Below are 23,401 nucleotides of genomic sequence, written 5' to 3'. Positions count from 1 at the left end.
TCACTCAAGCCGGGGTCGCCAGGCCGTAGCGCTCCATCCGCCGGTACAGTGCCTGGCGCGACAGGCCCAGGCTTTGCGCGGCGCGGCTGACCACGCCATCGGCCTTGTGCAATGCGTTCTCCACCGCCTCGCGGCTGGGCTCGTCCAGGTTGCGTGCCGCCGGTGCGGTCGCCGCGTGCTGCGGCAGGTTCAGCAGCTCGGGCGTGATCGGGTGACCGCCGGCAAGCAGCGCGGCGCGCTCGATCGCGTTCTTCAGCTCGCGCACGTTGCCCGGCCACGGATAAGCCAGCAAGGCCTCGCGCGCGGCGTCACCGAGTTCGGCGCGGCCGTCCAGGAAGAATTCGGCCAGCGGCAGGATGTCGTCGTTGCGCTCGGCCAGCGGCGGCAGGTTCACTTCGATCACGTTGAGCCGGTAATACAGATCCTCGCGGAACGTGCCGGCCTGGATCATCGCCTTGAGGTCGGCATTCGTCGCGCTCAATACGCGCACCTTGGCCTGCCGCGTCTTGCCGGAGCCGAGCCGCTCGAACTGGCCGGTCTCCAGCACCCGCAGCAGCTTCATCTGGCCCGGCAGCGGCAGGTTGCCGATCTCGTCCAGGAACAGCGTGCCGCCGTCGGCCAGCTCGAAACGCCCTTCGCGCGCCTTGTTCGCGCCGGTGTACGCGCCGGCCTCGGCGCCGAACAGCTCGGCCTCGATCAGCTCGCCCGGCAGCGCGCCGCAGTTCACCGCCACGAACGGGCCGCGCTTCACCGCCGAGTTCGCGTGCACGATCGCCGCGATGCGCTCCTTGCCGGTGCCGTTCGGGCCGGTGATCAGCACCGGCACGTCGGAGCGGGCGATCTGGCAGGCCAGGTCCAAGGTGCGCGCCATCGCCTCGGAGGCGAACACCAGGCCATCCAGTTCGTACTTGCGCTGTAGTTGTTCGCGCCGCTGACGGCGTTCGCGGCGGCTGCGGTTCACTTCGCGGGTGGACTCGGACAGCTCCAGCAGGTTCTCCACCGTGGCCAGCAGCTTGTTGTCGTCCCACGGCTTCGCCAGGTAGTCGGCCGCGCCGGCCTTGACCAGCTCCACCGCGGTTTCCAGGTGCGTCCACGCGGTCAGCAGGATGAGCGGCAAGTCCGGGTGGCGCTCGCGGATCGCCCGGAACAATGCCACGCCTTCCTCGCCCGAGGTGGTGTCGGCGGTGAAGTTCATGTCCTGGATCACCACGTCGACCGCCTCGCGCTGCAGCAGCGCCAGGCCCTCGTCCGGGGTCAGCGCGACCAGCGCGCGGATCTCGTGCAGCGAAAGCGCCAGCGACAGCGCCTCGCCCACGGCCGGGTTGTCGTCGATGATCAGGACGGTACGGGTCATCTTCTTTCTGCACATGCGGCAATGGATGCCGCTCCGACCGGAAAGGTTGCCATGACTATGGTCATGCGTATACCCGCAGAGCCGTCTTTCATACCGACCTCGTCGCCACCACCGGCGGCATGTTGGACGCCCGCCTGGCCGGCACGAACACGGATGCCTGCCCCATGGCCAGCATCACCAGCACGCCGGTCATCACATGGGTGAACGGGAGGCGCGGCACCTCATAGTGCGCCATCAGCCACAGGTTGAGTCCGACTGCGAGCAGACTGCCCAGCAGCACGCCGAGACCGGCGATGAACAGGTTTTCGACCTGGAAATAGCGCACGATGTCGATCTTGCGTGCGCCCAGCGCGCGACGCACGCCGATCTGCTTGCGCCGCTGGCCGACCCAGAAGCTGGTCAGGCCGACGATGCCGGCAGCGGTGACGCAAAGCAGGATCAGGCAGACCGCCGCCATCACCAGCACCATGCCGCGATCGGCGCGATAGATCTTGCCGCGGATCTGGGACAGCGACTGGATGCCCCAGGTATCCGGCATCACCCGCATCGGGTTGAGCGCGAGCAATGCCTTGCGTGCCTCGCGCATCACGGCCTGCTCGCGCCCCGGCCGTGCCCGCACCGCGTAGCTGGCGGATGGCCCCACCAGCCGTACCGGCTCAAGCACTGAGTTGTAGTCCCAGCTGCTCCCCCATTTGGCGGTGGTCGGCGTCTGCAGGCGCTCGACGATGCCGACGACGGTCGCCGGCTTGCCATCCTGGTACACCGTCTTGCCCAATGCATCGCCACGCGGGAACAGCCGATCGGCCACCGGCCTGCTGACGATGATCACCGGCGACACCACGGAACTGCGCATGCCGTGGTGCAGGATCTCGTCGGCCTTGAAATCGCGGCCGGCGATCAGCTGCAGCCCGAGGGTCGAGCGCAGATGCTCGTCGCCGTAATAGTAGGCGGCCGTGACGGCCACGCCGCCCTGCTCCGGCGTGCGCGTGAGCGTGCCACTCCAGATGCTACCCTGCAGCGGCATGCTTTCCGAAGCCGCCACCTCCTGCACATCCGGCAAGCTGCGCAATGTGTCCAGATCGGCTCGCTGCATGGCGTCGAGTTGCTCGATCGATGCGGCATCGTCGCCCTTGGGCGCCCGGTACCACGCCTGCGAAACGCGGATCAAGCCCGGTTCGACCGCACCGGTCGGGCGATTGACCCGTTCGATGCGCTGGCCGATGAGGAAGACCGCATTGCAGACGATCGCCAGCGTCAGCGCGACCTGCAACACGATAAGCAACACACCGGCCTTGTGCCGCCGCAACGCCGCAAGAACGGGATGCATGGTCATAAGAAGTTTCCTTTCACTGCCTATGAAACCGGCTTTTATTGAGGAGTGCGGCCATGGATGGCCGCTTTCTTGCGCAGGGACAGCGCGCTAATTGGACTTCAACTGCCACGCAGGTTGCACCTGCGCGGCACGAAAGGCGGGATACAGGCCGGCCAGCACGGTGGCGATCGCCGCCACCAGCAAGGCGAGCAGCAGCAGTGTCGGATCGATCCGCGCCAGGTCGGCAAGCCGCGGCGGCAGCATCCGGTTGACGCCAAGCACGCCCACCCCGGTAAGCAGCAGGCCGAGCAGGCCGCCGCCCACGCCGATCACGCCAGCTTCGACAAGGAACTGGGCATGGATCGCCCGGCGCGACGCCCCCAGCGCGCGCCGCACGCCGATCTCGCCGCTGCGGCGCAGGAATTTGGCTAGCAGCAAACCCACGGTATTGATCAGGCACACGACCAGCAGGCTCAACGCGATCAGCAGCGACATCCGGGTGTCGTTCGGCACCACGTGCTGATAGTCGAGGAACGCCCGCATGTCGCGCAGACGGTTGTTCGGCGCCCAGCTGAAACGGCCGATCGCCTGCTGCTCGCGGGCATAATCGTCGAGATACTGCCGATAGCGCTGCACGGCGGCCGCATCGTCCAGCTCGGCCATATAGGCCAGCCAGGCGCAGTTCGAATGCCGCAGGCCGGTCAAGCCGGGTTCGCCCGGCTGCACGCCTTTCGGGCAATTGACCACGCCGGTGTTCTCCATGCCGTCGGCGATCGCCTGCTGCAACGGCAGGAACAAGTCGGGGCCATGGCCGCCGAAACCACCGGTATCCACCACATCGAAGAAGATCGGTTGCGGGTTCCATTCGCCAAGCACGCCGATCACGCGGTAGTCCTTGCCGTCGATATCGACGGTCTTGCCGACGCCGTTTCCGCCGCCGAACAACTGCCGGTTGAGCTGGTCGCCGATCACGACCACCGGGTTGCCACCGGCGTCATCGCCAGCGCCCCAGGCGCTGCCGTAGCGAAACGGCACATCCAGCATCGGGAAGAACTCGCGATAGACGGCAAAGCCGGAGACGGGAATCACGCCGCGCCCGGCGCCCGTCGGCAGCACGCTCGGCGCCACCTGGTAGATGGCGGATTGCCGGGTGGCACGATGGTCGCGCACCAGGGCCATGGCATCGGCGTAATCCAGCGCATCCGGCGGTTCGCTGCTGCCGCCGTGCGCGCCAGGCCCCGCCGTGCCGGCGGGTCCCCACACGTCGATCTGCGGCACGAACAGGCGCGAGGACTTCCACGGGATCGGGTCACCCGACACGCCGCGGAAAACCGCATACGTCGTCATCGAGGCCGCCACGCCGAAGCCGATGGACAGCACCATCAACACGGTCAGTCCGGGACTTCGCCGCAAGCTGCGTACCGCCAGCTCCAGGTAATAACGAAACATTCCACCCCCTGCAAACCCGCTTCCTGCAGAAACCCGCCGTTGGGCTCCTGCACACTCCGCCCATCACACCGATCTCGTCGCCACCACCGGCGGCACCGCCGCCGCGCGCAGCGCCGGACCGAGCACCGCCAGCTGCCCCAGCCCCCACAGCAGCAGCGCGCCGATCGGCAGGTAATACAGCGGCAATCGCGGCAACTCGTAGTGCTGCATCAGCACCAGGTTCAGCGCGAAGGCGAGCAGCATGCCCAGCACGATGCCGCCCGTGACGATCAGGAAGTTCTCGGTCTGGAAGTAGCGCAGGATGTCGCCGCGGGTGGCGCCCAGCGCGCGGCGCACGCCGATCTGCCGGCGGCGCTGCTGCACCCAGAAGCTGGCCAGGCCGACGATGCCCAGCGCGGTGACCAGTAGCATCGCGGCGATCACTCCGACAAGGATGTGGACCATGGTGCGGTCCTGCTGAAAGAAGCTCTCGCGCAGGCTGACCATGCTCTGGCTGGCGGTGGTATCCAGCACCGCGTCGGGTGCGATTTGGGCGATAGCCGCGCGCGCGTCGCGAAGCGCGCGCGGTAGTTGCTCGGGTGACGCGCGTAAAAGGTAAGTGCCGGCGAAATGTGCACCGGGCTGGGACGGCACGAAAACCGACCATTCGATGGTGGAAGGACCGCCCTCACCCGGAGATGGTCGTGCCAGATTCGCCACCACTCCAGCCACCCTGAAGTGAGGTCTGCCCACCCAGAACTCTTTGCCGATTGGATCGATACCCGGCCACGCGTGTTCAGCCAGCGACTGCGTGACCCACACCAGCGCATCGTCGGGCACGAAGTGGACGACGGGCTGATAGTCGTCATCGTGCGGCGCGCGTCCTGCAATCAACCGCAGTCCCAGCGCCTTGAAGCTACCCGGTCCGCCCGTGTAGAAATTCACTACGCCAGCGAACTGTTTGCCCGCCGCATCCGTGGTGATGCCCGCATTGTTCGGAGAGCCGCCAAACGGCACGGCGTTGATCACGCTTACCGACCGCATGCCGGGAATCGTGACCAGGCCGCCGAGCACGCGGGCGTTAAGGTCCAGACCGTTCTTTTCATCGAAACCGGTGAGCTTGATGGCGGCCAGCGCGCGCTCATCGACGCCGCTGTGAATCTGGATCTGCTGCACGCGGTTGGCTATCAGGAAACAGGCATTGCACAGCACTGCACAGGCCAGCGCGATTTCCATCGCGATCAGCAAGGTTGCGACGCGATGTTTACGCAGCGCGGAGAGAATGGGGCGGATCTGCATGTCGTCGTCCTCAAGCCGTCTTCAGTTGCAGGCCCGGCACCATCCGGCTGGCGCGTATCGCCGGCAGCAGGCCCGCCAGCAGGCTGGCGGCAATGGCTAATGCAAACGTAACCAGGAACATTGCCGTATCCAGATGCACCAGATCGGCATAGGCCACCGGCTGGCGACGCACCAGCCACAGTCCCAACAAGGTCAGCAGCAGACCACCGATGCCGCCCAGCAAACCGATCAATCCGGCCTCGAACAAACACTGCGCCATGATCGCCGCACGACTGGCACCCAGCGCACGCCGTACCCCGATCTCGCTGCTGCGGCGCAGAAACTTCGCCAGCAGCAGACCCACGGTATTGAACAGGCAGATCAACAGAAACGCGAAAGCCACCCACATCTGCAGGCGCACGTCACTCGGCACCACGCGATTGAAGTCCAGCCACTCCATCAGGCTACGTAGCTGAGTGTTGTCGGCGTGCACGAAACGCCCGGCAGCCTTCTGCTGAGCAGCATAGTCGGCCACGAATTGTCGATAGCTGCGGACCTTGGCCGCGCTGTTCAATTGTACCCACAGCGTCATCCACACGCAGGGTGATGTCTGCAAGGTCGCGTCGCTTTTGGGCATGCTCCAGCAGGTGAAAAAATCGAAACCAACAGGATTGATGTCCGACGAACTGCTGAGCGGCAGGAAAACATCCTCCGGACGACTGTAGAAATCGCCGGTCTGGCCACCATCGAAGCGCCCGCCCGCCACGTCATAGAATTGCGGCGAGGGGCGCCACGCACCCAGCACGCCGACGATGCGTACGTCGGAGTTTTTCAGCCGAAGCGTACGCCCCACGCTGTCGGCACCGTTGAACAGCTTGTTGTTCAGATCCGAGGAGATCACCGCGACCCGCGCGCGGGTCGCATCATCCTGTGCCGACCAACCGTGGCCATAGCGGAAGGGTACGTCGAACATCGGAAAGAAATCGCTGGTGGTCGACAGCACCTGCGCCATCAGCGGCGGCAGGTTCACCTGCGGAGCGATCAGCTTCAGCTTGCCGTGTGCTATCAGCGCCTGACGATCGGCGCGATGCGCACTCCACAGATCCATCGCCGAACGGTAATCCATCATGTCATAGGGCAGCGACGGCCCATCTGAATAGGGGTTCGGATCGACCTGCGGAAAGAACAACATACCGCTGCGCGTGGGCACCGGATCGCCCGACAACAGGTGCATCACCGTCAGCGTGGTCATGCTGGCGCCGATGCCGACAGCAATCGCGATCACCATCAGCGCGGTGAGCACCTTGTTGCGCTTGAGGCTGCGCAGCGCGAGGTCGAGGTAATAGCCGAACATTGCGTCACTCCATCTCAGGCCATGTCTGCTCCCCCTGCTCGCCCCAAGGGACTTCCTTCGGTCGCAGGGGGATGGAGCAAAAAGCGTCACACCGATCGTGTCGCCACCACCGGCGGCACCGCCGCCGCGCGCAGCGCCGGACCGAGCACCGCCGCCTGCCCGACCAGCCACAGCACAATCGCGCCCACCGGAAAATAGACGGCCGGCAATCGCGGCAATTCGTAATGCAGCATCAGGAACAGGTTGATGCCGTAGGCCAGCGCCATGCCAAGCACGATGCCGATCGTGGCGAGCAGGAAGTTCTCGGCCTGGAAGTAGTTGAGGATGTTGCGGCGCGTGGCACCCAGCGCGCGGCGCACGCCGATGGTGCGGCGGCGCTGCGCCACCCAGAAACTGGCCAGGCCCGCGATGCCCAGCGCGGTGACGATGAGCAGCGCCACGATCACGCCCACCAGGATGCCGGCCATCGCCCGGTCGTTGGCGAAAAACTTCTCGCGCAGCTCGTCATAGGTGCGCTGCTGGGTCACCACCCGTTCCGGATCGGCCTTCTTCAGCGCGGCCACGGCGGCCTTGAGAACGGCTTCGCGATCCTGCGGCCGGGTGCGGATGACATAGCTCTGGTTCCTGCCCACGCCCATGAACAGCGGCAGGACGACCGAGTAATGCGCGGTGGCGTCGTTGTAGGCGTTGGCACGCGCCAGGTCGGCCAGCACGCCGACCACCCGCACGCCCACCTGGTCGGTAAGGTAGATCGTCTTGCCCAGCGGGTTCTGCCCCGGCCAAAGGCGGCCGGCCAGCGCCTGGGTGATCACCGTGACCGCGGCAGGCAGGCCCTTGGTGTTGCCGCTGGCCAGTGCCTTGACCACCACATCCGCATTGACGATCTCGTCCGGCTGCAGGTTGCGCCCGGCCACCAGCCGCGCGCCCATGGTCTGCGGCAGGTCCTCGCCGAAGTAGGTGCCGGCGCTGAGCGAGGGCTCGCGCTGCGCCGGATCCAGCTTGAGGCTGGCGTTCGACGAGGAGCCCTCCATCGGCAACTGGTTGGTCAGCGCCGCCGCCTGCACGCCAGGCACCTGTCGCAACACGGCAAGGTCTTCCCTCGCCCGGACGAAGATGTCGGGCGTGGGTGCGATCTGGGCCAGCTGGATCTGTACCAGCGCATGCTCGTCGATGCCGCTGGACATGTGCATGTGCTGCAGGCGGTGGCCGATCATGAACACCGCGTTGCACACGATCGCGCAGGTCAGCGCGATCTCCAGGATCAGCAACCACGAGGTGATCTTGTGCCGTCGCAGCGTGGAAAGTATCGGTCGCAGTTCCATCATGCTGCCCTCAATTGCTCTTGAGTTGGAGCGCGGGCGCCACCTGGCAGGCGCGCCAGGCCGGCAGCAGGCCGGCCAGCAGGCTCGCGCCCAGCGCCAGCAGGAAGGTGGTCAGCAGCATGGCGGGATCGAGGTGCGCCAGTGCGGCGTAGTCGGAAGGCCGCTGCCGCACCACCCACAGGCCGAGCAGGGCCAGCAGCAGGCCGCCCATGCCGCCCGTCAGCCCCACCACGCCCGACTCGATCAGCAGCTGCGCGAACAGCGCGCGCCGCGAGGCGCCCAGCGCGCGCCGCACACTGAGTTCGTTGGCGCGACGCAGGAACTTCGCCAGCATCAGGCCCACCGTGTTGACCAGGCACACCAGCAGGAAGCCGAACGCCATCCCGGCCTGCAGGCGTACGTCGTCGGGCACCACTTGTTGGTAGGCCAGCCACTGCATCAGATTGCGCAGGCGCACGTTCGGCGCCTTCACGAAACGTCCCAGCGCCTTCTGCTGCCCGGAGTAATGGACCAGGAACTCCTTGTAGTCGGCCGCCCTGGCCGGCGTGTCCAGCTGCACCCAGAACTGCATCCACACGCAGCTCGGCGCGGGATAGATGGTCCCCACGCCGCCGGTACCGTTGCCCCAGCAGTCGGTGGAGCCGTTGTGATCCAGGTGCATGTCCAGCATCGTCTGCAGCGGGATGAACACCTGTTCGGCGTAACCGAAGGAGCCGGTGTTGAGGTCGTAGAAGTGCGGGCTGGGCGTCCAGTGGTCGAGCACGCCCACGATGCGCAACAGGCTGCCGGCCACGAGCAAGGTGCGGCCCACACTGCTGGTGCCGCCGAACAGGCGCTCGTTCAACTCGCTGCTGATCACCACCTCGCGCGCCTTGGCCTCGTCGTCGGCCGCGCTCCAGCCGCGGCCGTAGCGGAACGGCGCCCCGAACATCGCGAAGAAATCCGCCGTGGTGTAGCGCGCCTCCACGTAGAACGGATCGATCGCGGCGGAATCCGGCTGGATCGGCACCGCACCGCCCGTCATCAAGGCCTGGCGATCCGCCCGCCTCGCATGCAGCAGGTTGAAGCCGTCGATCTCCGTGAGCTGCATGGGCGGCTCCTTGCCCGGCATGATGCCGCTGTTGTCGCGCGGATCGACCTGCGGGTAGTACAGCGCGCCGCTGCGCCCCGGCAGCGGATCGCCCGACAGCACGTGCAGCACGGTGAGCGTGGTCATCGACGCGCCGATGCCCAGCGCGATCGCCAGCACCATCAGCGCGGTGAGCGCCCTGTTGCGCTTCAGGCTGCGCAGGGCAAGGTCGAGGTAGTAACCGAACATTCCACATCTCCTTGGAGCATCTCCTCCCCCTGCTTGCCCCAAGGGACTTCCTTTGGTCGCAGGGGGAGGTCGTGAGGGGGTGCTCTTGCCTCAAAGATCAAAGGCACCCCTCCCCAACCCTCCCCTGCGCTGCAGGGGAGGGAGTAAAAGCGTCACGCCGCCCGCGTCGCTTCCACCGGCGGCACGTTGGACGCGCGCCGCGCCGGTACGAACACCGCGGCCTGCCCGATCGCCAGCATCGCCAGCACGCCGGCCAGCACGTACAGCACGGGGATGCGCGCCATCTCGTAATGGCTCATCAGCCACAGGTTCAGACCCACCGCCAGCAGCACGCCGATCACCACGCCGGCGCCAGCGATCAGCAGGTTCTCGATCTGGAAGTAATGCAGGATGTCCATCTTGCGCGCGCCGAGCGCACGGCGCACGCCGATCTGCCGATGCCGCTGGCCGACCCAGAAGCTGGTCAGGCCGACGATGCCGGCAGCGGTGACGCAAAGCAGGATCAGTGCGACCACGCCCATCAGGATCGCCATGCCACGGTCGGCGCGGTAGGCCTTGGCGCGGATCTCGGCGAACGGTTTGACGCTGTCGTCGTCGAGCACGCGCAGCGGGTTCACCTTGTACAGCAGCGGCGCCACCGCGCGCATCGCCGCGTCCAGCCGGCCCGGCTTGGTGCGCACCACGTAGCGCGCGAAGTTCCCGTCCAGCCGGGTCGGCACCAGCGTCGAATGCCACACGAACTCGTTGCCCCAGCTGCCGCTGGCGGGGATCTGCAGCCGCGCCACCACCCCGACGATGGTGGTGGGCGAGCTGCTGCCATCGGTGTACATCACCTTGCCGACCGCACTGCCCTGCGGGAACAGCTTGTCCGCCAGTTGCTGGGTGATGATGGCGACCGGGCGATCGCGCTGGTCGCGGAAACCCTGGTGCTGCACGTCGCCGGCATTGAACGCGCGGCCGGCCACCAGGCGCAGCCCCAGCGTGGAGAGCGCCTGTTCGTCGGTGAAGTAGTACGCGGTGCGGGTATTGCCCTTGCCGCCCAGCTTGGCGTCCGGCTTGAGCGACACCGAACCGGTCCAGGAGGAGTTGAGCAGCGGTATCGAGTTGATCGGCGCCACCGAAACCACGTCCGGCAGCTGGCGCAGCGCGGCGAGATCCTCGCGCTGCATCGCGTCCAGTTTCTCCACGCCTTCGGGCGTATCGGCGCTGGGCGCGCCCACCCACTGCTGGCTGATCAGGAACAGGTTGCCCTCGTCCAGCCCGGTGGACCGGTTCACCCGTTCGATCCGCTGGCCGATGATGAACACGGCGTTGCAGACGATCGCCAGGGTCAGCGCGATCTGCAACGCGATCAGTACGGTACCGGCCTTGTGCTTGCGCAGGGCGGCGAGAATGGGGTGCAGTTTCATGAGCCTTGTTCCTTGCGTAGATCTGACGATTGAGCCGGCTTTGTCTGAGGAGTGCGGCCACGGATGGCCGCTTTCACGCGCAGGGACAGCGCACTAATTGCTCTTCAATTGCCAGGCGGGCTGCACGCGCGAAGCGCGGAAGGTGGGATACAGGCCGGCCAGCATCGTGGCGATCACGGCCACCAGCAGGGTCAGCAGCAACAGCGACACGTCCAGCCGCGCCAGCGCGGCGATGTCCCTGGGCAGCACCCAGCCCACGCTGGCCACGCCCGCGCCGGTGAGCAGCAGGCCCAGCACGCCGCCGGCCAGGCCGACGATGCCGGCCTCGGTGAGGAATTGCGCGTAGATCGCGGCGCGCGGCGCACCCAGGGCGCGGCGCACGCCGATCTCGCTGCTGCGGCGCAGGAACTTCGCCAGCAGCAGGCCCACCGTGTTCACCAGGCACACCAGCAGCAGGCCCAGCGCCACCAGCAGCGAGACCCTGGTGTCGCTGGGCACCACGTGCTGGTTGTCCAGCCACGCCGGCAGGTCGCGCAAGCGGCCGTTCGGCGGCCAGGCGAAGCGCCCGGCGCGCTGCTGGTCGCGCGCGTAGCCGTCGAGATAATCGCGGTAGGCGGCCACCGCCCCGGCGTCCAGCTCGGCCATGTAGGCGATCCACACGCACTCGGAACGCTGCAGGCCGACGAAGCCCGACTCCTTGGGCACCGCGTTGCAATTGGTGTTGCCGTCGTTCGGCATGGCCGCCTGGATGGCGGTGAGGAACGGCAGGAACACGTCGTCGCCGTTGACCGAGAAGCCGCCGCTGTTGACCACGTCGTAGAAGCGCGGCTGCGGGTTCCAGTCGCCGAGCACGCCGACCACCCGGTAGTCCCTGCCCTCAATGTTGACGGAGCGGCCCACGCTGCTGGCCCCGCCGAACAGCTTCTGGTTGAGCTTGCTGCTGATCACCACTACCTGCGCGTGGCTCTCGTCGTCGCCCGCGCTCCAGCCGCCGCCGTACCTGAACGGCACGTCCAGCATCGGGAAGAACTCACCGTAGACGGCATGGCCACTGACGTTCAGCGGATGCTTGTCGACCTCCGCCGGCACCACCGACGGCGAGATCTGGTACATCGCCGACTGCCGCTTGGCGCGATGGTCGCGCATCAAGGCCAGCGCGTCCGCATAGTCCATCGCGTTCGGTGGCTCGCCGTCGCTGCTGCGGCCGTTCGGCCCCCAGTTGTCGATCTGCGGCACGAACAGCTGCGCGGACTTCCATGGGATCGGATCGCCCGACACGGCGCGGAACACCGACCAGGTGGTCATCGACGCGGCCACGCCGAAGCCGATCGCCAGCACCATCAGCAAGGTGAGGCCGGGGCTTCGCTTCAGGCTGCGCAAGGCCAGTTCGAGGTAGTAGGAAAACATTCCGGTCACTCCGTTGTTGGTCTCCTCCCCCTGCCTTGGCAGGGGGAGGTCGGGAGGGGGTGAAGCTTTTGATGTCAGGATCAAGAGCACCCCACCCCAGCCCTCCCCTGCTACGTCCCGAAGAGGGATTCCCTTCGGTCACAGGGGAGGGAGTAAAGAGCGTCACACCGAGCGCGTCGCCTCCACCGGCGACACGCGCGAGGCGCGCAACGCCGGCGCGAATGTCGCGCCTTGTCCAAGCAGCAACAGCACGAGCACGCCGATGCCTACGTAGGCCATCGACATGCGGTCCATCTCGAAACGGGTCACCGTCCACAGGTTGAAGGCAATCGCCAGCACGGCGCCCAGCACCACGCCCGTCGCACTGATCAGGAAGTTCTCGGTGAGGAAATACGTGAGGATGTCGCGCTGCCTGGCACCCAGCGCGCGGCGCACGCCGATCTGCTTGCGGCGCTGGCCCACCCAGAAGCTGGTGAGGCCCACAATGCCCGCGGCGGTGATCGCCAGCAGCACCACGCTGATGATGCCCATCAAAATCGCCAGGCCGCGGTCGCGGTCATACACCTTGTGACGGATGGTGGCGTAATCCTGGACGCCGTCCTTCGAATCGATAATGCGCAGGCGGCTTTGCGCATACAGCGCCTTGGGCGCCTCGCGCATGGCGTCGGCAAGCTGGCCGGGCCTGGCGCGCACGATGTAGTGGATGCCGCGCGAATCATCCGCCCGCAGCGGCCAGATCAGCGCCTGCCCGGCATAGCCGTTGCTCCATCGATCCACGCCCTGCCGATGCAGCGGATCGACGATGCCGACGATGGTGCTTGGCGTGGTGCCCATCGCGTAGAAGCTCCTGCCCAGCGCATGGCCATCCGGGAACAAACGATCGGCCAGCGCCTTGCTCACGATTACCGTCGATGGAGTGATCGCCTGCTGGGTGCCCATCACCATCACCTCGTCAGGACGGAAATTTCGCCCCGCAACGAGCCTCAGGCCCAGCGTGCCGATGAAATGCTCGTCGCCGGTGTACACCGCTGCGTCCGTGGTCGGTTTCGTCTGGTCAGGCGTCATGGTGACGAAGTTGTCCCAGCCGCCGCCCCTCAGCGGATAACCGCTGGCTGGCGTAGCATCGAGCACCGCAGGCAGTTGCCGCAGCGCAAGCAGATCGGCGCGGACCTGCGCATCGATCTGTGCCGTCGATTGACCGACATCGCCCCACATGTTGGCGATGACGAACACATGGGCCTCGTCCACGCCGCTGGTTGCGGACAGGTTGGCCAGTCGCTGGTGGATGATGAACAGCGCGTTGCACACGATGGCCAGCGTCAACGCGATCTGCAGCGCGATCAGCAAGGTGCCTGCCTTGTGCCGGCGCAGCGCGGTGAGGATGGGCCTGATCTGGATATTCATGGCGCTCTCCTCAGCTCGACTTCAACTGCCAGGCGGGTTGCACATGCGCCGCGCGCCACGCCGGGTAGAACGCCGCCAGCACGGTGGCGACGATCGCAACGATAAAAGTCAGGCCCACCAGCGAGAAATCGAGCTGCGCCAGCTTGGCGATCTCCGGCTGGAACAGGATGCCCACGCCGGACACGCCCGTCGCGGTGAGCAGCAGGCCCAGCGCCCCGCCCGCAAGCCCCACCGTGCCAGCCTCGATCAGGTACTGCGTGTAGATCTCGCCCCGCGTTGCACCCAGGGCACGACGCACGCCGATCTCGCCGGCACGACGCATGAATTTCGCCAGCAGCAGGCCGATGGTGTTGACCAGGCAGATCAGGAAAAAACCCAGCGCCACCGCCAACGAGATGCGGCTTTCCGGCGGCACCACGTGCTCGTAATCGAGCCACTGCATCACGTCACGCAGGCGCACGTTGGCGGCCCAGTCGAAGCGGCCCGCGCGCTGCTGATCCGCGGCGTAATGGGTGAGGAAGCTGCGGTAGCTGGCGACTTCGGCGGGGCTGTCCAGTTCCACCCAGGGCGTGATCCATACGCAGTTGCTTTGCAGATAGCCTTGCCAGGTAGTGTAGGCGAGCGAACCGCGGCAACTGTTGCGGCCGCCCGTGCGCATCTGCAAATCCAGCGCACGGTTGAACACCATGTAGATGTCCGGCTCGTCGGCAAAGCCGCTGGTGGTGAACAAATCGTAGAAACGTGGACGCGGGTTCCAGTGGCTGGCGACGCCCACGACGCGGTAATCATGGCCGCCGAGATTGAGCGCGCGCCCCACGCTGTTGGCGCCACCGAACAGCTTCTGATTGAGCTCGCTGCTGATGACCACATCGCTGGCTCGCGTGTCATCGTCCTGCGCAGCCCAGCCGCTGCCGTAGCGGAATGGCACCTCGAACATGGTGAAGAAATCGGCGGTGACGGCGTAGCCGTTGGCGTTCAAGGGAAGATCGCGATTGCCGCTCGGCATCACCGAGAATTGCACCGGATACAACAAGGTCTGGCGCTTCGCCTCGTGCGCACGGATCAGCGCCATCGCATCGATGTAACCCAGCGCTTCCGCCGGCTCGCCCTTCAGGTTCTGCTGCGGCCCCCAGCCATCGATCTGCGGAGTGAAAAGCTGCGTCGACTTGCCGGGAATCGGGTTGCCCGACACCGCGCGGAACACGGAGTACGTGGTCATCGACGCGGCCACACCGAAGCCGATCGCCATCACCATCAGTGCGGTGAGGGCGGGGTTGCGGCGCAGGCTGCGCAGACCGAGTTGGAAGTAGTAGGCGAGCATCACTATCCGGAGTCAGGGATGGCAAGCGGCCCGCGCCAGCTGCCGATGCAGGCGGCAGTGGCGGGACTGCAGGGACGAGGCGCGCGTCAGCCGTGCGCCTCACCAGCGGCGGCCGCGTGCACGGCGTGGAAACGCGGGTCCTCCGACAGATCCACCACCTGGCCGTCGATGATGTGCACGTTGCGCTGGGCGCGCGCGGCCAGTTCCGGGTCGTGCGTGACCATCACGATGGTGGCGCCCTCGCGGTGGATGTCCTCCAGCAGTTCCAGCACGCCGCGCGCCATCTGGGTGTCAAGGTTGCCGGTCGGCTCGTCCGCCAGCAGCAGCCGCGGCGAGCCGGCCAGTGCGCGGGCGATCGCCACGCGCTGCTGCTGGCCGCCGGAGAGTTCGGCCGGGTAGTGCTTGGCCCGCGAGGCCAGGCCGACGCGCTCCAGCGAATCCATGATGCGCTGCTTGCGTTCCGCCGCCTTCATGCCGCGGTAGCGCAACGGCACCTCGATGTTGTCGAACACGTTGAGGTCGGGGATCAGGTTGAACGCCTGGAAGATGAAGCCGATCTTCTCGTTGCGGATCTTCGAGCGGGCGTTGTCGTTGAGGTTGCTCACCTCGATGCCGTCCAGGTGGTACTCGCCGCCGGAGAACGTCTCCAGCAGACCGGCGATGGTCAGGAAGGTGGTCTTGCCGGAGCCGGACGGGCCGGTGACGGCGACGAACTCGCCCTCCTTCACGTCGATGTTGAAGTCGCGCAGCGCATAGGTCTCCACCACTTCGGTGCGGTAGACCTTGGACAGGTGGGTCATCTTCAGCATGGTTGTTCCTCGGTGGTGGTGATGTTTTGCCCCTCCCCCTGCTTCGCAGGGGGAGGTCGGGAGGGGGTGATGCTTTTAATCTTGCGTGACGAAGAGCTACCCCACCCCTGCCCTCCCCTGCAGGCAGGGGAGGGAGTGAATCTGCGTCAGTTGCTGATCGCGACCGTGGTCGCGCCCTTGAAGCTGTCGGTGCCGGAGATCACGATGCGGTCGCCGGCCTTGAGGCCGTCGAGGATCTCCACCTTGTCGATGCTGGAGGCGCCGACGCGGATCGGGGTCTTCTTGGCCAGGCCGTCGCGCACCAGGTAGGCGTAGCTGCCGCCGGATTCGTCGACGAACGAGCCGCGCTGCACGGTCAGCACGTCGTCGCGCTTGTCCAGCAGCACGCGCACCGACAGGCGCTGGTTCTGCCGCAGCTGCTTCGGCGTGTCGCCGTCGAAGCGCAGCCGCGCGGCGACCTGGCCGTTGACCACTTCCGGCGAGATCGCGCTGACCAGGCCCTTCCAGGTATGGCCGTTGCCGCTGATCTCGCCAGCCATGCCGATGCCGAGATCGCGCGCGAAGCTTTCCGGGACCTGCATCTCCACCTGCAGCGCGGACAGGTCGATCACGCTGAGCAGCTGCGCGTCCTTGGCCACGGTGGCGCGTTCGGCGATGAACAGCTGGCCGACCTGGCCGTCGACCGGCGATTTCACGTTGAGGTCGTCGACCTGGCGCTGCAGATCCTTCACCAGCAGCAGTTGCCGCTCGTGCGCGAGCTTCTTCGCCTGGATGTCGAAGCTGAGGCTGGCGTTGTCCATGCCCAGGTCGGCCTTGGTGTGCTGCAGCGCGATCCTGGTCTTCTGCAGCTCGTCCCTGGCGCGGTCCACCGCCATGCTGGACACCGCGCCCTTGTCGAACGCCTTCTGATTGCGCTCGAGGTCGCGTTCGGCGGCGGTCGCATCGATCTGCGCGTTGTCGTAGGCCTTCTGCAGTTCGCCGCGCTTCTTGCGCGCATCGATCTGCGCACGCTGGTATTCCACTTCCATCGCGTCGGCGTTGCTCTGCTCCTGCGCCAGCTTGTTGGTCAGCTCGGGACTCACGATGGTGGCCAGCACCTGGTCCTTCTTCACCGTGTCGCCGGCATGCACCTTCAGCGTCACCGCGCCGCCGGAAGTGGCGTACAGGGTGGGGCTGACCGCGGCGACCACCTTGCCCTCGGCGGCGATGTCGCGCATGAACGGGCCACGCTCCACGGTGGCGAAGGCCAGCCGCGAACTGCTGACCGATTCGGAAGCGGAGAACAGCCGGCCGGCACGTGGCGCCAGCCACGCCAGCAGGGCCAGCACGAACACGCCGGCGCCAACCAGGATCAGCCGGCGCCTGGGATTGGGTTTCACCTCGACCAGGCGGTCTTGTGCGGAAGTGTCGCGAATCATCGGTGCCGTTCCTGACCGCGGACAGCGCGGTTGCACGGAGATGTCTGCAATCCGCATGCCATGCAGAAATGGCAAGATAAAAATTATGATTTCAATGACTTGCGCTGCGCGCATATTGTTAGTGCAGTGTCCGCGGACACTGCACGGACAACCGGACGAACGCGGTCCGGCCAGCCGCCGCAGCGGTCCCGGAAACGCGAAAGGCCCCGGTTTGCACCGGGGCCTTTCTTTCACGCGGACCAGCCTCGCCCGCCTAGAAGTCCTGCTTGAAACGGATACCGAACGTGCGCGGCTGGCTGAAGCCGGTGTAGACCTGCCCGTTCGGGTACTGCGCGACGACGTTGTGGGCGCCGCATATCGTCACGCCGCACTCGGTGAACTTGTACAGCGCGGCCCGCTTGTCGAACGCATTGTCGACATACGCGTTCAGCGACCAGCTGCCCTTCTGGATGCCGGCGGAGAAATCGACCGAGTTGTACGCCGGCAGGTTGCCGAGCAGGCTCCGCTCGAGCAGGCGCAGGTCGGTCGTCCGCCGCCCCACGTGCACGAACGCGGCCTGGACGAACGCATCGTTCTCGCCCAGGCTGAAGGTGTAGCGCGCCACCAGGTTGGCCTTGAAGCGGGGCGTGATCGGCAGCTGCGTACCCTTCGGGGCCAGCGGCCCGGCCACCACCGCGCCGGTGGACGGGTTGATCGTGCCGGCAGGGCAATGGGTGACCGTGTTGCCGTTGGCGTCGGTGAAGCCGCAGTAGTTCGCGGTCAGCTTGGCGTCGTACAGCGCGATGCCCGTGCTGAGATTCAGGTTGTAGGTGGCCTGCCAGACCAGTTGCGACTCCAGTCCGTCGATGCGGGCCGAGTTGGCGTTCTTGATCTGGGTGAGGCCGTTGGCGCCGAGGATGTTGAACTGGAAGTCGTTCCACTTCTCGCGGAACACCGCACCGTTGAACGACAGCCGGTTGTCGAACCAGGAGGTTTTCCAGCCCAGCTCCAGGTTGGTCAGGAAGTCCGCCTGGTAGGGCGGCAGCTGGCCGGCACGGTTGACGCCGCCCGGGCGGAAGCCCTCGGAGCGGGTGGCGTAGATCATCTTGGTGGGCGAGATGTTCCAGGTGACATTGACCTTGCTGAGCGAGCCGCTTTCCTTCACGTGCTTGTTGAAGTCCAGGCACGGCGCATTAATGAACGGCTGCGGCGAGATGCAGCCGGCCTCGCCGTAGCTCGAATTCGGCGAGAAGCCCTTGCTGAAGCCGTAGAAGCCGTACAGGTCGTTGCTGGTGCGGAAATAGCGCTCGCCCACCGTGGCGGTGAGCACCTCGGGAATGAGGTCGTAGGACAGCTCGCCGAACAGCGCCTTGTCGTAGTCGTAGCGCATCTGCCGGGTCAGCCAGATCGTGTTGGGCCAGCCGGCGACCGACAGCGAGGTGGCCAGGTTGCTGATCTGGTAGTCCTGCATGATGTCGTGCTTCTGCTTCTGCCAGAACGCGCCGGCGGTGAGCCGCAGCCGGTCCTCGCTCGGCGAGACGATGCGCAGTTCGTGGCTGCTGTTGGTGTAGTGGTCCCGGTCGCTGATGAACTCGGACGGATTGATCAGCGCGCCGCTGTTGTCGTGGATGTAGGCACCGTAGGAAAGCAGGGTGTCGTACCAGAACGAGTAGTCGTTGTAGTCGGTCTGCTCCTCCTGGTCGCGCTTGAGGTGCGCATAGGCATAGGTCAGGTCGAAGTTGCCGATCTTGCCCTGCACGGTCAACGCGCCCTGCCACCAGCGGTCGTTGACGCGCTCGGGGTAGAAGTGGGTGACCGCCAGCTTGCCGATGGCGGGATCGCTGGCGAAGGTGCCGTGCGAGATCGTCTGCTGCCCCATCAGGGTCGGGCTGACCGACCAGTTGTCGTTGAGGTCGACTTTCAGCGCGGCGCGGGCACCGTTGGTGTTGGCGTCGTTGTAGTGCTTGCGGGCATGCCCGAAGCACTCCAGCATCGGGCCCGGCTTGCAGTTGTCGGCGTTGCTGACGGTGATGCCGGAAACCGGGAACGTGCGCGAGCCGGCCTGGTTGTCGATGTAGCCGGCGTCGTGCTCGCGCCAGCCGACGATGCGCACCGCCGCACTCTTGCTGATCGGGATGTTGAGCATCCCCTCGGCGGTGAAGCCGACGCCGCCATGCCCCACCTTGTCGACGCCGAGGGAGTAGTTCGCCGCGAAGCCGCGGGTATCGGGCTTGTTGGTGATGATGCGCAGCGCGCCTGCCTCGGCACTGGCGCCGTACAGCGTGCCCTGCGGCCCTGCCAGCACCTCGATGCGGGCGATGTCGTACATGTGGATGTCGAGCGGGCCCTGGATCGTGGTGACCGGCTGGTCATCGAGGTACACGCCGACGCTCGGCTGCGATCCGGAGTGGTTGGTGTTGCCGCCGCTGGCCACGCCGCGCATGTAGATGCTGGCGAAGCCGGGGCCGGTGGCGATGCCGCCGCCGCCCTGCTGGAAGGTGACGCTGGGCAGGTACTTCACGTAGTCGTTGAAGTTCTGCACGTGCAGCGCCTCGAGCTGGTCGGTCTCCAGCACGTTGATGCTGATCGGCACCTTCTGCAGGTTCTCGACGCGCTTCTGCGCGGTCACGTTGACCACGCTCAGCGTCGTCGTCTTCGGTTTCGCCGCCGGCGTCGCCGTCGGCGCCTGGGCCTGCCCCGCGTCCTGCGCGAAAGCCGGCGCGGCCATGGCAAGACAGATCGCCGCCGCCAGCGGCAGCCGGGTCAGGCCGACCCGTCGCATCCCCGTGATCTGTTTCGATCTTATCGCGTACATACACTCTCCCCTCGCATGTCAAGGACTAATCCGTCGAATCCAGCCATTACTCCAATACCGGTACGTCGGGGTAATTCTCCAGCACCGGCCCCAACGCCGATGCCAGCGGCCCCAACCATGGTGCGTAGTGGCGCCAGTGATCCACCCCCTCGCGATAGATCGGCTGGCGCACCTGTTCCGAACTGGCCGTGCGCACCGGCCGCGGGTTCTGGAAGAACCGCAGGCACGACGCCTCGAACGGCAGGCCGCAATAATCGAGCAGACGACGCACCTCTCCCTCGGTGTCCTCGACCATGCGCTCGTACAGGACGCGATGGATGCGCCCGGGCAGCACGGCGTCGAAATGCGCCATCAGCGCCACGTAGTCGCGATAGTAGCGCCCCACGTCCTCAAGGTCGTAGCTGAAGTTCTGTCCGCGCGCGAAGTGCTGCTTGAAGGCCGAGAAGCAGCACGCCAGCGGGTGCCTGCGCGCGTCGATGACCTTCGCGTTCGGCAGCATCAGGTGGATCAGCCCGATGTGCATGAAGTTGTTCGGCATCTTGTCGATGAACAGCGGTGCCGCGGTCTTGCGCTGGATCCGGGTATGCGCGAGGTAGCGCTCGCCGAGCGCACGCAGGGCATCGGCATCGAGCGTCGCCAGCGCGCCGTGGTACGGCATCGCACTGTCGGCATCGCCCTGCAGACGCAGCAGTCGCGTGATCGAGGTGACTTCGGGCAGCTCCATCGTGCCCTCCACCTGGCTGTGGCTGGACAGGATCTGCTCGATCAGGGTGGAGCCGGCACGCGGCAGGCCGACGACGAAGATCGGATCGTGCGCCGCGCTGCCGGCGCCGGCGCGCGCGGCGAAGAAGTCGCGCGTGTAGTGCTCGCGGATGTAGCGCACCCGCGCGCTGGTGTCGTCGGCGCTGTAGTGCAGCTGCGTGCGGCGGATCGCATTGCCCTGCGCGTAATGCCGGAACGACGGTTCGTATTCGCCGGCATCCTCCAGCGCCTTGCCCACGGCAAACTCCAGGTGCAGGCGGTCGTCCCCGGCGAGATCCGTGCGCGCCAGCTGCCGGCGCATCGCGGCCAGCTCGTCGGCGCCGAAGCGGAAGGTCTTCAGGTTGGCCAGGCTCCACCAGACCTCGCCGAACGACGGCTCGAGTTCCAGGCTGCGGCGGTACGCGGCGATGGCGCGTTCGAAATGCCCGGCGGTCTTCAGCGCATGGCCGTAGCTCACCCATATCTTCGCGTTGCCGGGGTAATGCTCCAGCAGGTCGGCATAGATGCGGATGGCCGGTTCGTAGTCGCCGATCCGGCACAGCACCACCGCCTTCAGGTTGCGGCAGCCGAGATGGCCCGGATCGGCCGCCAGCAGGTGTTCGATCTGGACCAGCGCCTGCTCCGGCTGGTTGCTGCGATGCAGGACCAGCGCATAGTTCCGGCGTGCTTCCTGGAAGCTGGGAGCCAGCTCAAGGCAGCGCTCGAGCAGGTGCAGGGCGTCCTCGTTGCGGCCCAGCCGGGCGGCGACTTCGGCGAACATGCGGATCGCCGCCACGTCGGTCGGCGCCTGCTTCAGGTGCTCGCGCAGCAGGGCCTCGGCCTCGGGAATGCGGTTTTCGACCAGCGCGACGGCGGCGGCCAGCAGGCGCGGGTCGCGGGTGGAATAACGCACGTGGCTGGCATACGCCACGTCCGCCTGCGCCTGTTCGCCGGCCGCCATCAGGCAGTCGCCGAGCGAGCGCCAGGCTTGCGGCAGGTCGGGCTTCAGCGCCACCGTCCGACGCAGCGCGTCGATCGCCTCCTGCCCGCGCCCGCAGCGATCCAGGGCCAGCCCCAGTTCAAGATGGATCACCGCCCAGTTCGGCTGGGATCGTGCCAGGGGCATGAGGATGGCGAGCGCGCCCTGCTCATCCCCCTGCAACGAGCGCGCCGCCGCCAGCAGCTGCAGCGCAGCCGGGTGACCCGGGGCGACCTGGAGGATTTCGTCGAGCTGCTCGACTGCCATGGCTGGATCGCGATCCAGCAGGCGGCCGGCATGGGCCAGCGCCTGTTCCAGCGTCCCGGCGGCGGCCGCCCCCGTCACGACGGCTCCCGCCGCGACAATGCGCCTCGCCCGTGCGGGTCGAATCGCGGACGGCACAGCCAAGGCACAGCGCGTTGCATGGACGGCAGCAGCTCCCCGATGGGTATCGTCGCAATCTACAACCGAATCCGGCCGGTAGATAGTAGTTGCGGGCAAATGCGCCATGCGTTGGCGTCCGGCCCCGCCGGCAGGAGCCTGTTGCCCGCGCTCCGGCGGAGGCGCTAGGCTGGATCGCAGACACTGCTGCGGGCGCAGGACGGTGCGCGGGACATGGAAGCTCCGGAAGACGGCTGCCCGTCGCGCCCATCCACCCGGGGACCGAACCTGCTCATGCCTGACGACACCTTGGTCGAGGAACTCAACCGCGCGCACGCCCTGCCCGCCCGCTACTACGCCGGCGACGCGATGCTGGCGATGGAACAGCGTGCGGTGTTCGCGCGCAGCTGGCAGCTGGTGGCCCACCAGGGGCAACTGGCCGAGCCGGGCGACCATGCCGTCGAGCAGATCGCCGGGGTGCCCATCCTGCTGGTGCGCGGAGCGGACCGCATGCTGCGCGCCTTCCCCAACGTGTGCCGCCACCGCGCCGGGCCGCTGGCGCTGTGCGACGGCAAGGGCGCGCGCGCCCTGCACTGCAAGTACCACGGCTGGACCTACACGCTGGAAGGCCAGCTGCGCAGCGCGCCGGAGATGCAGGACGCCTGCGATTTCAGGGTCGAGGACATCCGCCTGCCGCCGCTGCGCGTGCACGAATGGCAGGGCCTGGTGTTCGTGGCGCTCGATCCGGAGGTGCCGGCATTCGACGAGGTCTACGGCGGCATCGCCGAGCGCATCGCGCCGATCGACCTGTCGGCGATGCGTTACCTGCGCCGCGACGTCTACGACATCGACTGCAACTGGAAGGTCTACATCGACAATTTCCTCGAGGGCTACCACCTGCCGCACGTGCACCCGGGCCTGTCGCGGGTGCTCGACTACCGCGCCTACGACACCGAGCTGTTCCCGTGGCATTCGCTGCAATCCTCGCCGCTGCGCAACAGCAGCGAGCTCTATGGCGACGGCCAGGCGTTCTACTACTTCATCTACCCCAACGTGATGCTCAACATCATGCCGGGGCGGCTGCAGACCAACCGCATCCTGCCGCTGGGGCCGGACCGCTGCCGCATCGTGTTCGACTACTACTACGCGCAGGACGCCGGCGCCCAGGCCCGCATCGCCGCCGACCAGGCGTTCAGCGACGAAGTGCAGCAGGAGGACATCGCGATCTGCGAAGCGGTGCAGCGGGGACTGGCCTCCGGCCACTACGTCCCGGGTCGGCTGTGCCCCAAGCGCGAGGGCGGCGTCTGGCATTTCCAGAACCTGCTGCGCGCGGCATACGCCGGCCCCGCCGGGGAGTCCGCGTGAGCGAGCC

16 protein-coding genes are annotated in these 23,401 nt (G+C 66.7%); 1 reads left to right on the top strand and 15 read right to left on the bottom strand.

What is annotated here, in order from left to right; translation table 11 throughout:
• Nucleotides 1–4 precede the first annotated feature (4 nt).
• From AC1Q5A_RS04495 to AC1Q5A_RS04425, 15 genes are all read right to left on the bottom strand, one after another.
• Complete coding sequence (locus tag AC1Q5A_RS04495) at nucleotides 5–1,354, bottom strand: sigma-54-dependent transcriptional regulator (protein WP_492698731.1); 1,350 nt, start codon at nucleotides 1,352–1,354, stop codon at nucleotides 5–7.
• 88 nt (nucleotides 1,355–1,442) lie between these two features.
• On the bottom strand, nucleotides 1,443–2,687 hold the full coding sequence (locus AC1Q5A_RS04490) for an ABC transporter permease (RefSeq protein WP_492698729.1): 1,245 nt from the start codon (nucleotides 2,685–2,687) through the stop codon (nucleotides 1,443–1,445).
• A gap of 87 nt (nucleotides 2,688–2,774) precedes the next feature.
• Nucleotides 2,775–4,115 (bottom strand): ABC transporter permease, encoded by a 1,341-nt coding sequence (locus AC1Q5A_RS04485; RefSeq protein WP_492698727.1) that lies wholly within the window; start codon nucleotides 4,113–4,115, stop codon nucleotides 2,775–2,777.
• 63 nt (nucleotides 4,116–4,178) lie between these two features.
• Nucleotides 4,179–5,393, bottom strand: a complete 1,215-nt coding sequence (locus tag AC1Q5A_RS04480; RefSeq protein WP_492698725.1) for an ABC transporter permease — start codon at nucleotides 5,391–5,393, stop codon at nucleotides 4,179–4,181.
• Nucleotides 5,394–5,403: 10 nt separating this feature from the next.
• Nucleotides 5,404–6,726: an ABC transporter permease gene (locus AC1Q5A_RS04475; protein WP_492698723.1), complete on the bottom strand. Its 1,323-nt coding sequence runs from the start codon at nucleotides 6,724–6,726 to the stop codon at nucleotides 5,404–5,406.
• 86 nt (nucleotides 6,727–6,812) lie between these two features.
• Nucleotides 6,813–8,048, bottom strand: coding sequence for an ABC transporter permease (locus AC1Q5A_RS04470; protein WP_492699061.1), 1,236 nt, complete (start codon nucleotides 8,046–8,048; stop codon nucleotides 6,813–6,815).
• Nucleotides 8,049–8,058: 10 nt separating this feature from the next.
• Complete coding sequence (locus AC1Q5A_RS04465; protein ID WP_492698721.1) at nucleotides 8,059–9,366, bottom strand: ABC transporter permease; 1,308 nt, start codon at nucleotides 9,364–9,366, stop codon at nucleotides 8,059–8,061.
• A 152-nt stretch (nucleotides 9,367–9,518) separates the two neighbouring features.
• On the bottom strand, nucleotides 9,519–10,775 hold the full coding sequence (locus AC1Q5A_RS04460; protein WP_492698719.1) for an ABC transporter permease: 1,257 nt from the start codon (nucleotides 10,773–10,775) through the stop codon (nucleotides 9,519–9,521).
• 93 nt (nucleotides 10,776–10,868) lie between these two features.
• Entirely contained in the window at nucleotides 10,869–12,182 is a 1,314-nt protein-coding gene (locus tag AC1Q5A_RS04455; RefSeq protein ID WP_492698717.1) for an ABC transporter permease, read from the bottom strand.
• Nucleotides 12,183–12,344: 162 nt separating this feature from the next.
• Nucleotides 12,345–13,586, bottom strand: a complete 1,242-nt coding sequence (locus tag AC1Q5A_RS04450; RefSeq protein ID WP_492698715.1) for an ABC transporter permease — start codon at nucleotides 13,584–13,586, stop codon at nucleotides 12,345–12,347.
• A gap of 10 nt (nucleotides 13,587–13,596) precedes the next feature.
• Nucleotides 13,597–14,907, bottom strand: a complete 1,311-nt coding sequence (locus tag AC1Q5A_RS04445) for an ABC transporter permease (protein ID WP_492698713.1) — start codon at nucleotides 14,905–14,907, stop codon at nucleotides 13,597–13,599.
• 86 nt (nucleotides 14,908–14,993) lie between these two features.
• Entirely contained in the window at nucleotides 14,994–15,716 is a 723-nt protein-coding gene (locus AC1Q5A_RS04440; RefSeq protein WP_492698711.1) for an ABC transporter ATP-binding protein, read from the bottom strand.
• Nucleotides 15,717–15,862: 146 nt separating this feature from the next.
• Nucleotides 15,863–17,134 carry an efflux RND transporter periplasmic adaptor subunit gene (locus tag AC1Q5A_RS04435; protein ID WP_492698709.1) on the bottom strand — a complete coding sequence of 424 codons (1,272 nt, stop codon included), beginning with the start codon at nucleotides 17,132–17,134 and terminating at the stop codon, nucleotides 15,863–15,865.
• Nucleotides 17,135–17,387: 253 nt separating this feature from the next.
• The gene (locus AC1Q5A_RS04430; RefSeq protein ID WP_492698708.1) at nucleotides 17,388–19,895 is read right to left on the bottom strand and encodes a TonB-dependent receptor; all 2,508 of its coding nucleotides are present in this window, start codon (nucleotides 19,893–19,895) and stop codon (nucleotides 17,388–17,390) included.
• Nucleotides 19,896–19,974: 79 nt separating this feature from the next.
• Complete coding sequence (locus AC1Q5A_RS04425; RefSeq protein WP_492698705.1) at nucleotides 19,975–21,993, bottom strand: tetratricopeptide repeat-containing sulfotransferase family protein; 2,019 nt, start codon at nucleotides 21,991–21,993, stop codon at nucleotides 19,975–19,977.
• A 330-nt stretch (nucleotides 21,994–22,323) separates the two neighbouring features.
• Between AC1Q5A_RS04425 and AC1Q5A_RS04420 the strand changes: the two genes are divergently transcribed.
• Nucleotides 22,324–23,394 (top strand): aromatic ring-hydroxylating oxygenase subunit alpha, encoded by a 1,071-nt coding sequence (locus tag AC1Q5A_RS04420; protein ID WP_492698703.1) that lies wholly within the window; start codon nucleotides 22,324–22,326, stop codon nucleotides 23,392–23,394.
• The last annotated feature ends 7 nt before the right edge of the window (nucleotides 23,395–23,401 follow it).

It is taken from the genome of Rhodanobacter sp. GW835-FHT13D09 (genome assembly GCF_058793995.1).
This window is presented reverse-complemented; position numbering and strand designations above follow the sequence as displayed.

What these genes read in the sequence shown, in the direction of transcription:
- AC1Q5A_RS04475 (WP_492698723.1), bottom strand. Translation starts at nt 6,726, where the DNA reads ATGTTCGGCTATTACCTCGACCTCGCGCTGCGCAGCCTCAAGCGCAAC.
- AC1Q5A_RS04480 (WP_492698725.1), bottom strand. Translation starts at nt 5,393, where the DNA reads ATGCAGATCCGCCCCATTCTCTCCGCGCTGCGTAAACATCGCGTCGCA.
- AC1Q5A_RS04490 (WP_492698729.1), bottom strand. Translation starts at nt 2,687, where the DNA reads ATGACCATGCATCCCGTTCTTGCGGCGTTGCGGCGGCACAAGGCCGGT.
- AC1Q5A_RS04455 (WP_492698717.1), bottom strand. Translation starts at nt 12,182, where the DNA reads ATGTTTTCCTACTACCTCGAACTGGCCTTGCGCAGCCTGAAGCGAAGC.
- AC1Q5A_RS04460 (WP_492698719.1), bottom strand. Translation starts at nt 10,775, where the DNA reads ATGAAACTGCACCCCATTCTCGCCGCCCTGCGCAAGCACAAGGCCGGT.
- AC1Q5A_RS04440 (WP_492698711.1), bottom strand. Translation starts at nt 15,716, where the DNA reads ATGCTGAAGATGACCCACCTGTCCAAGGTCTACCGCACCGAAGTGGTG.
- AC1Q5A_RS04470 (WP_492699061.1), bottom strand. Translation starts at nt 8,048, where the DNA reads ATGGAACTGCGACCGATACTTTCCACGCTGCGACGGCACAAGATCACC.
- AC1Q5A_RS04465 (WP_492698721.1), bottom strand. Translation starts at nt 9,366, where the DNA reads ATGTTCGGTTACTACCTCGACCTTGCCCTGCGCAGCCTGAAGCGCAAC.
- AC1Q5A_RS04430 (WP_492698708.1), bottom strand. Translation starts at nt 19,895, where the DNA reads ATGCGACGGGTCGGCCTGACCCGGCTGCCGCTGGCGGCGGCGATCTGT.
- AC1Q5A_RS04485 (WP_492698727.1), bottom strand. Translation starts at nt 4,115, where the DNA reads ATGTTTCGTTATTACCTGGAGCTGGCGGTACGCAGCTTGCGGCGAAGT.
- AC1Q5A_RS04435 (WP_492698709.1), bottom strand. Translation starts at nt 17,134, where the DNA reads ATGATTCGCGACACTTCCGCACAAGACCGCCTGGTCGAGGTGAAACCC.
- AC1Q5A_RS04445 (WP_492698713.1), bottom strand. Translation starts at nt 14,907, where the DNA reads ATGCTCGCCTACTACTTCCAACTCGGTCTGCGCAGCCTGCGCCGCAAC.
- AC1Q5A_RS04495 (WP_492698731.1), bottom strand. Translation starts at nt 1,354, where the DNA reads ATGACCCGTACCGTCCTGATCATCGACGACAACCCGGCCGTGGGCGAG.
- AC1Q5A_RS04420 (WP_492698703.1), top strand. Translation starts at nt 22,324, where the DNA reads ATGCCTGACGACACCTTGGTCGAGGAACTCAACCGCGCGCACGCCCTG.
- AC1Q5A_RS04450 (WP_492698715.1), bottom strand. Translation starts at nt 13,586, where the DNA reads ATGAATATCCAGATCAGGCCCATCCTCACCGCGCTGCGCCGGCACAAG.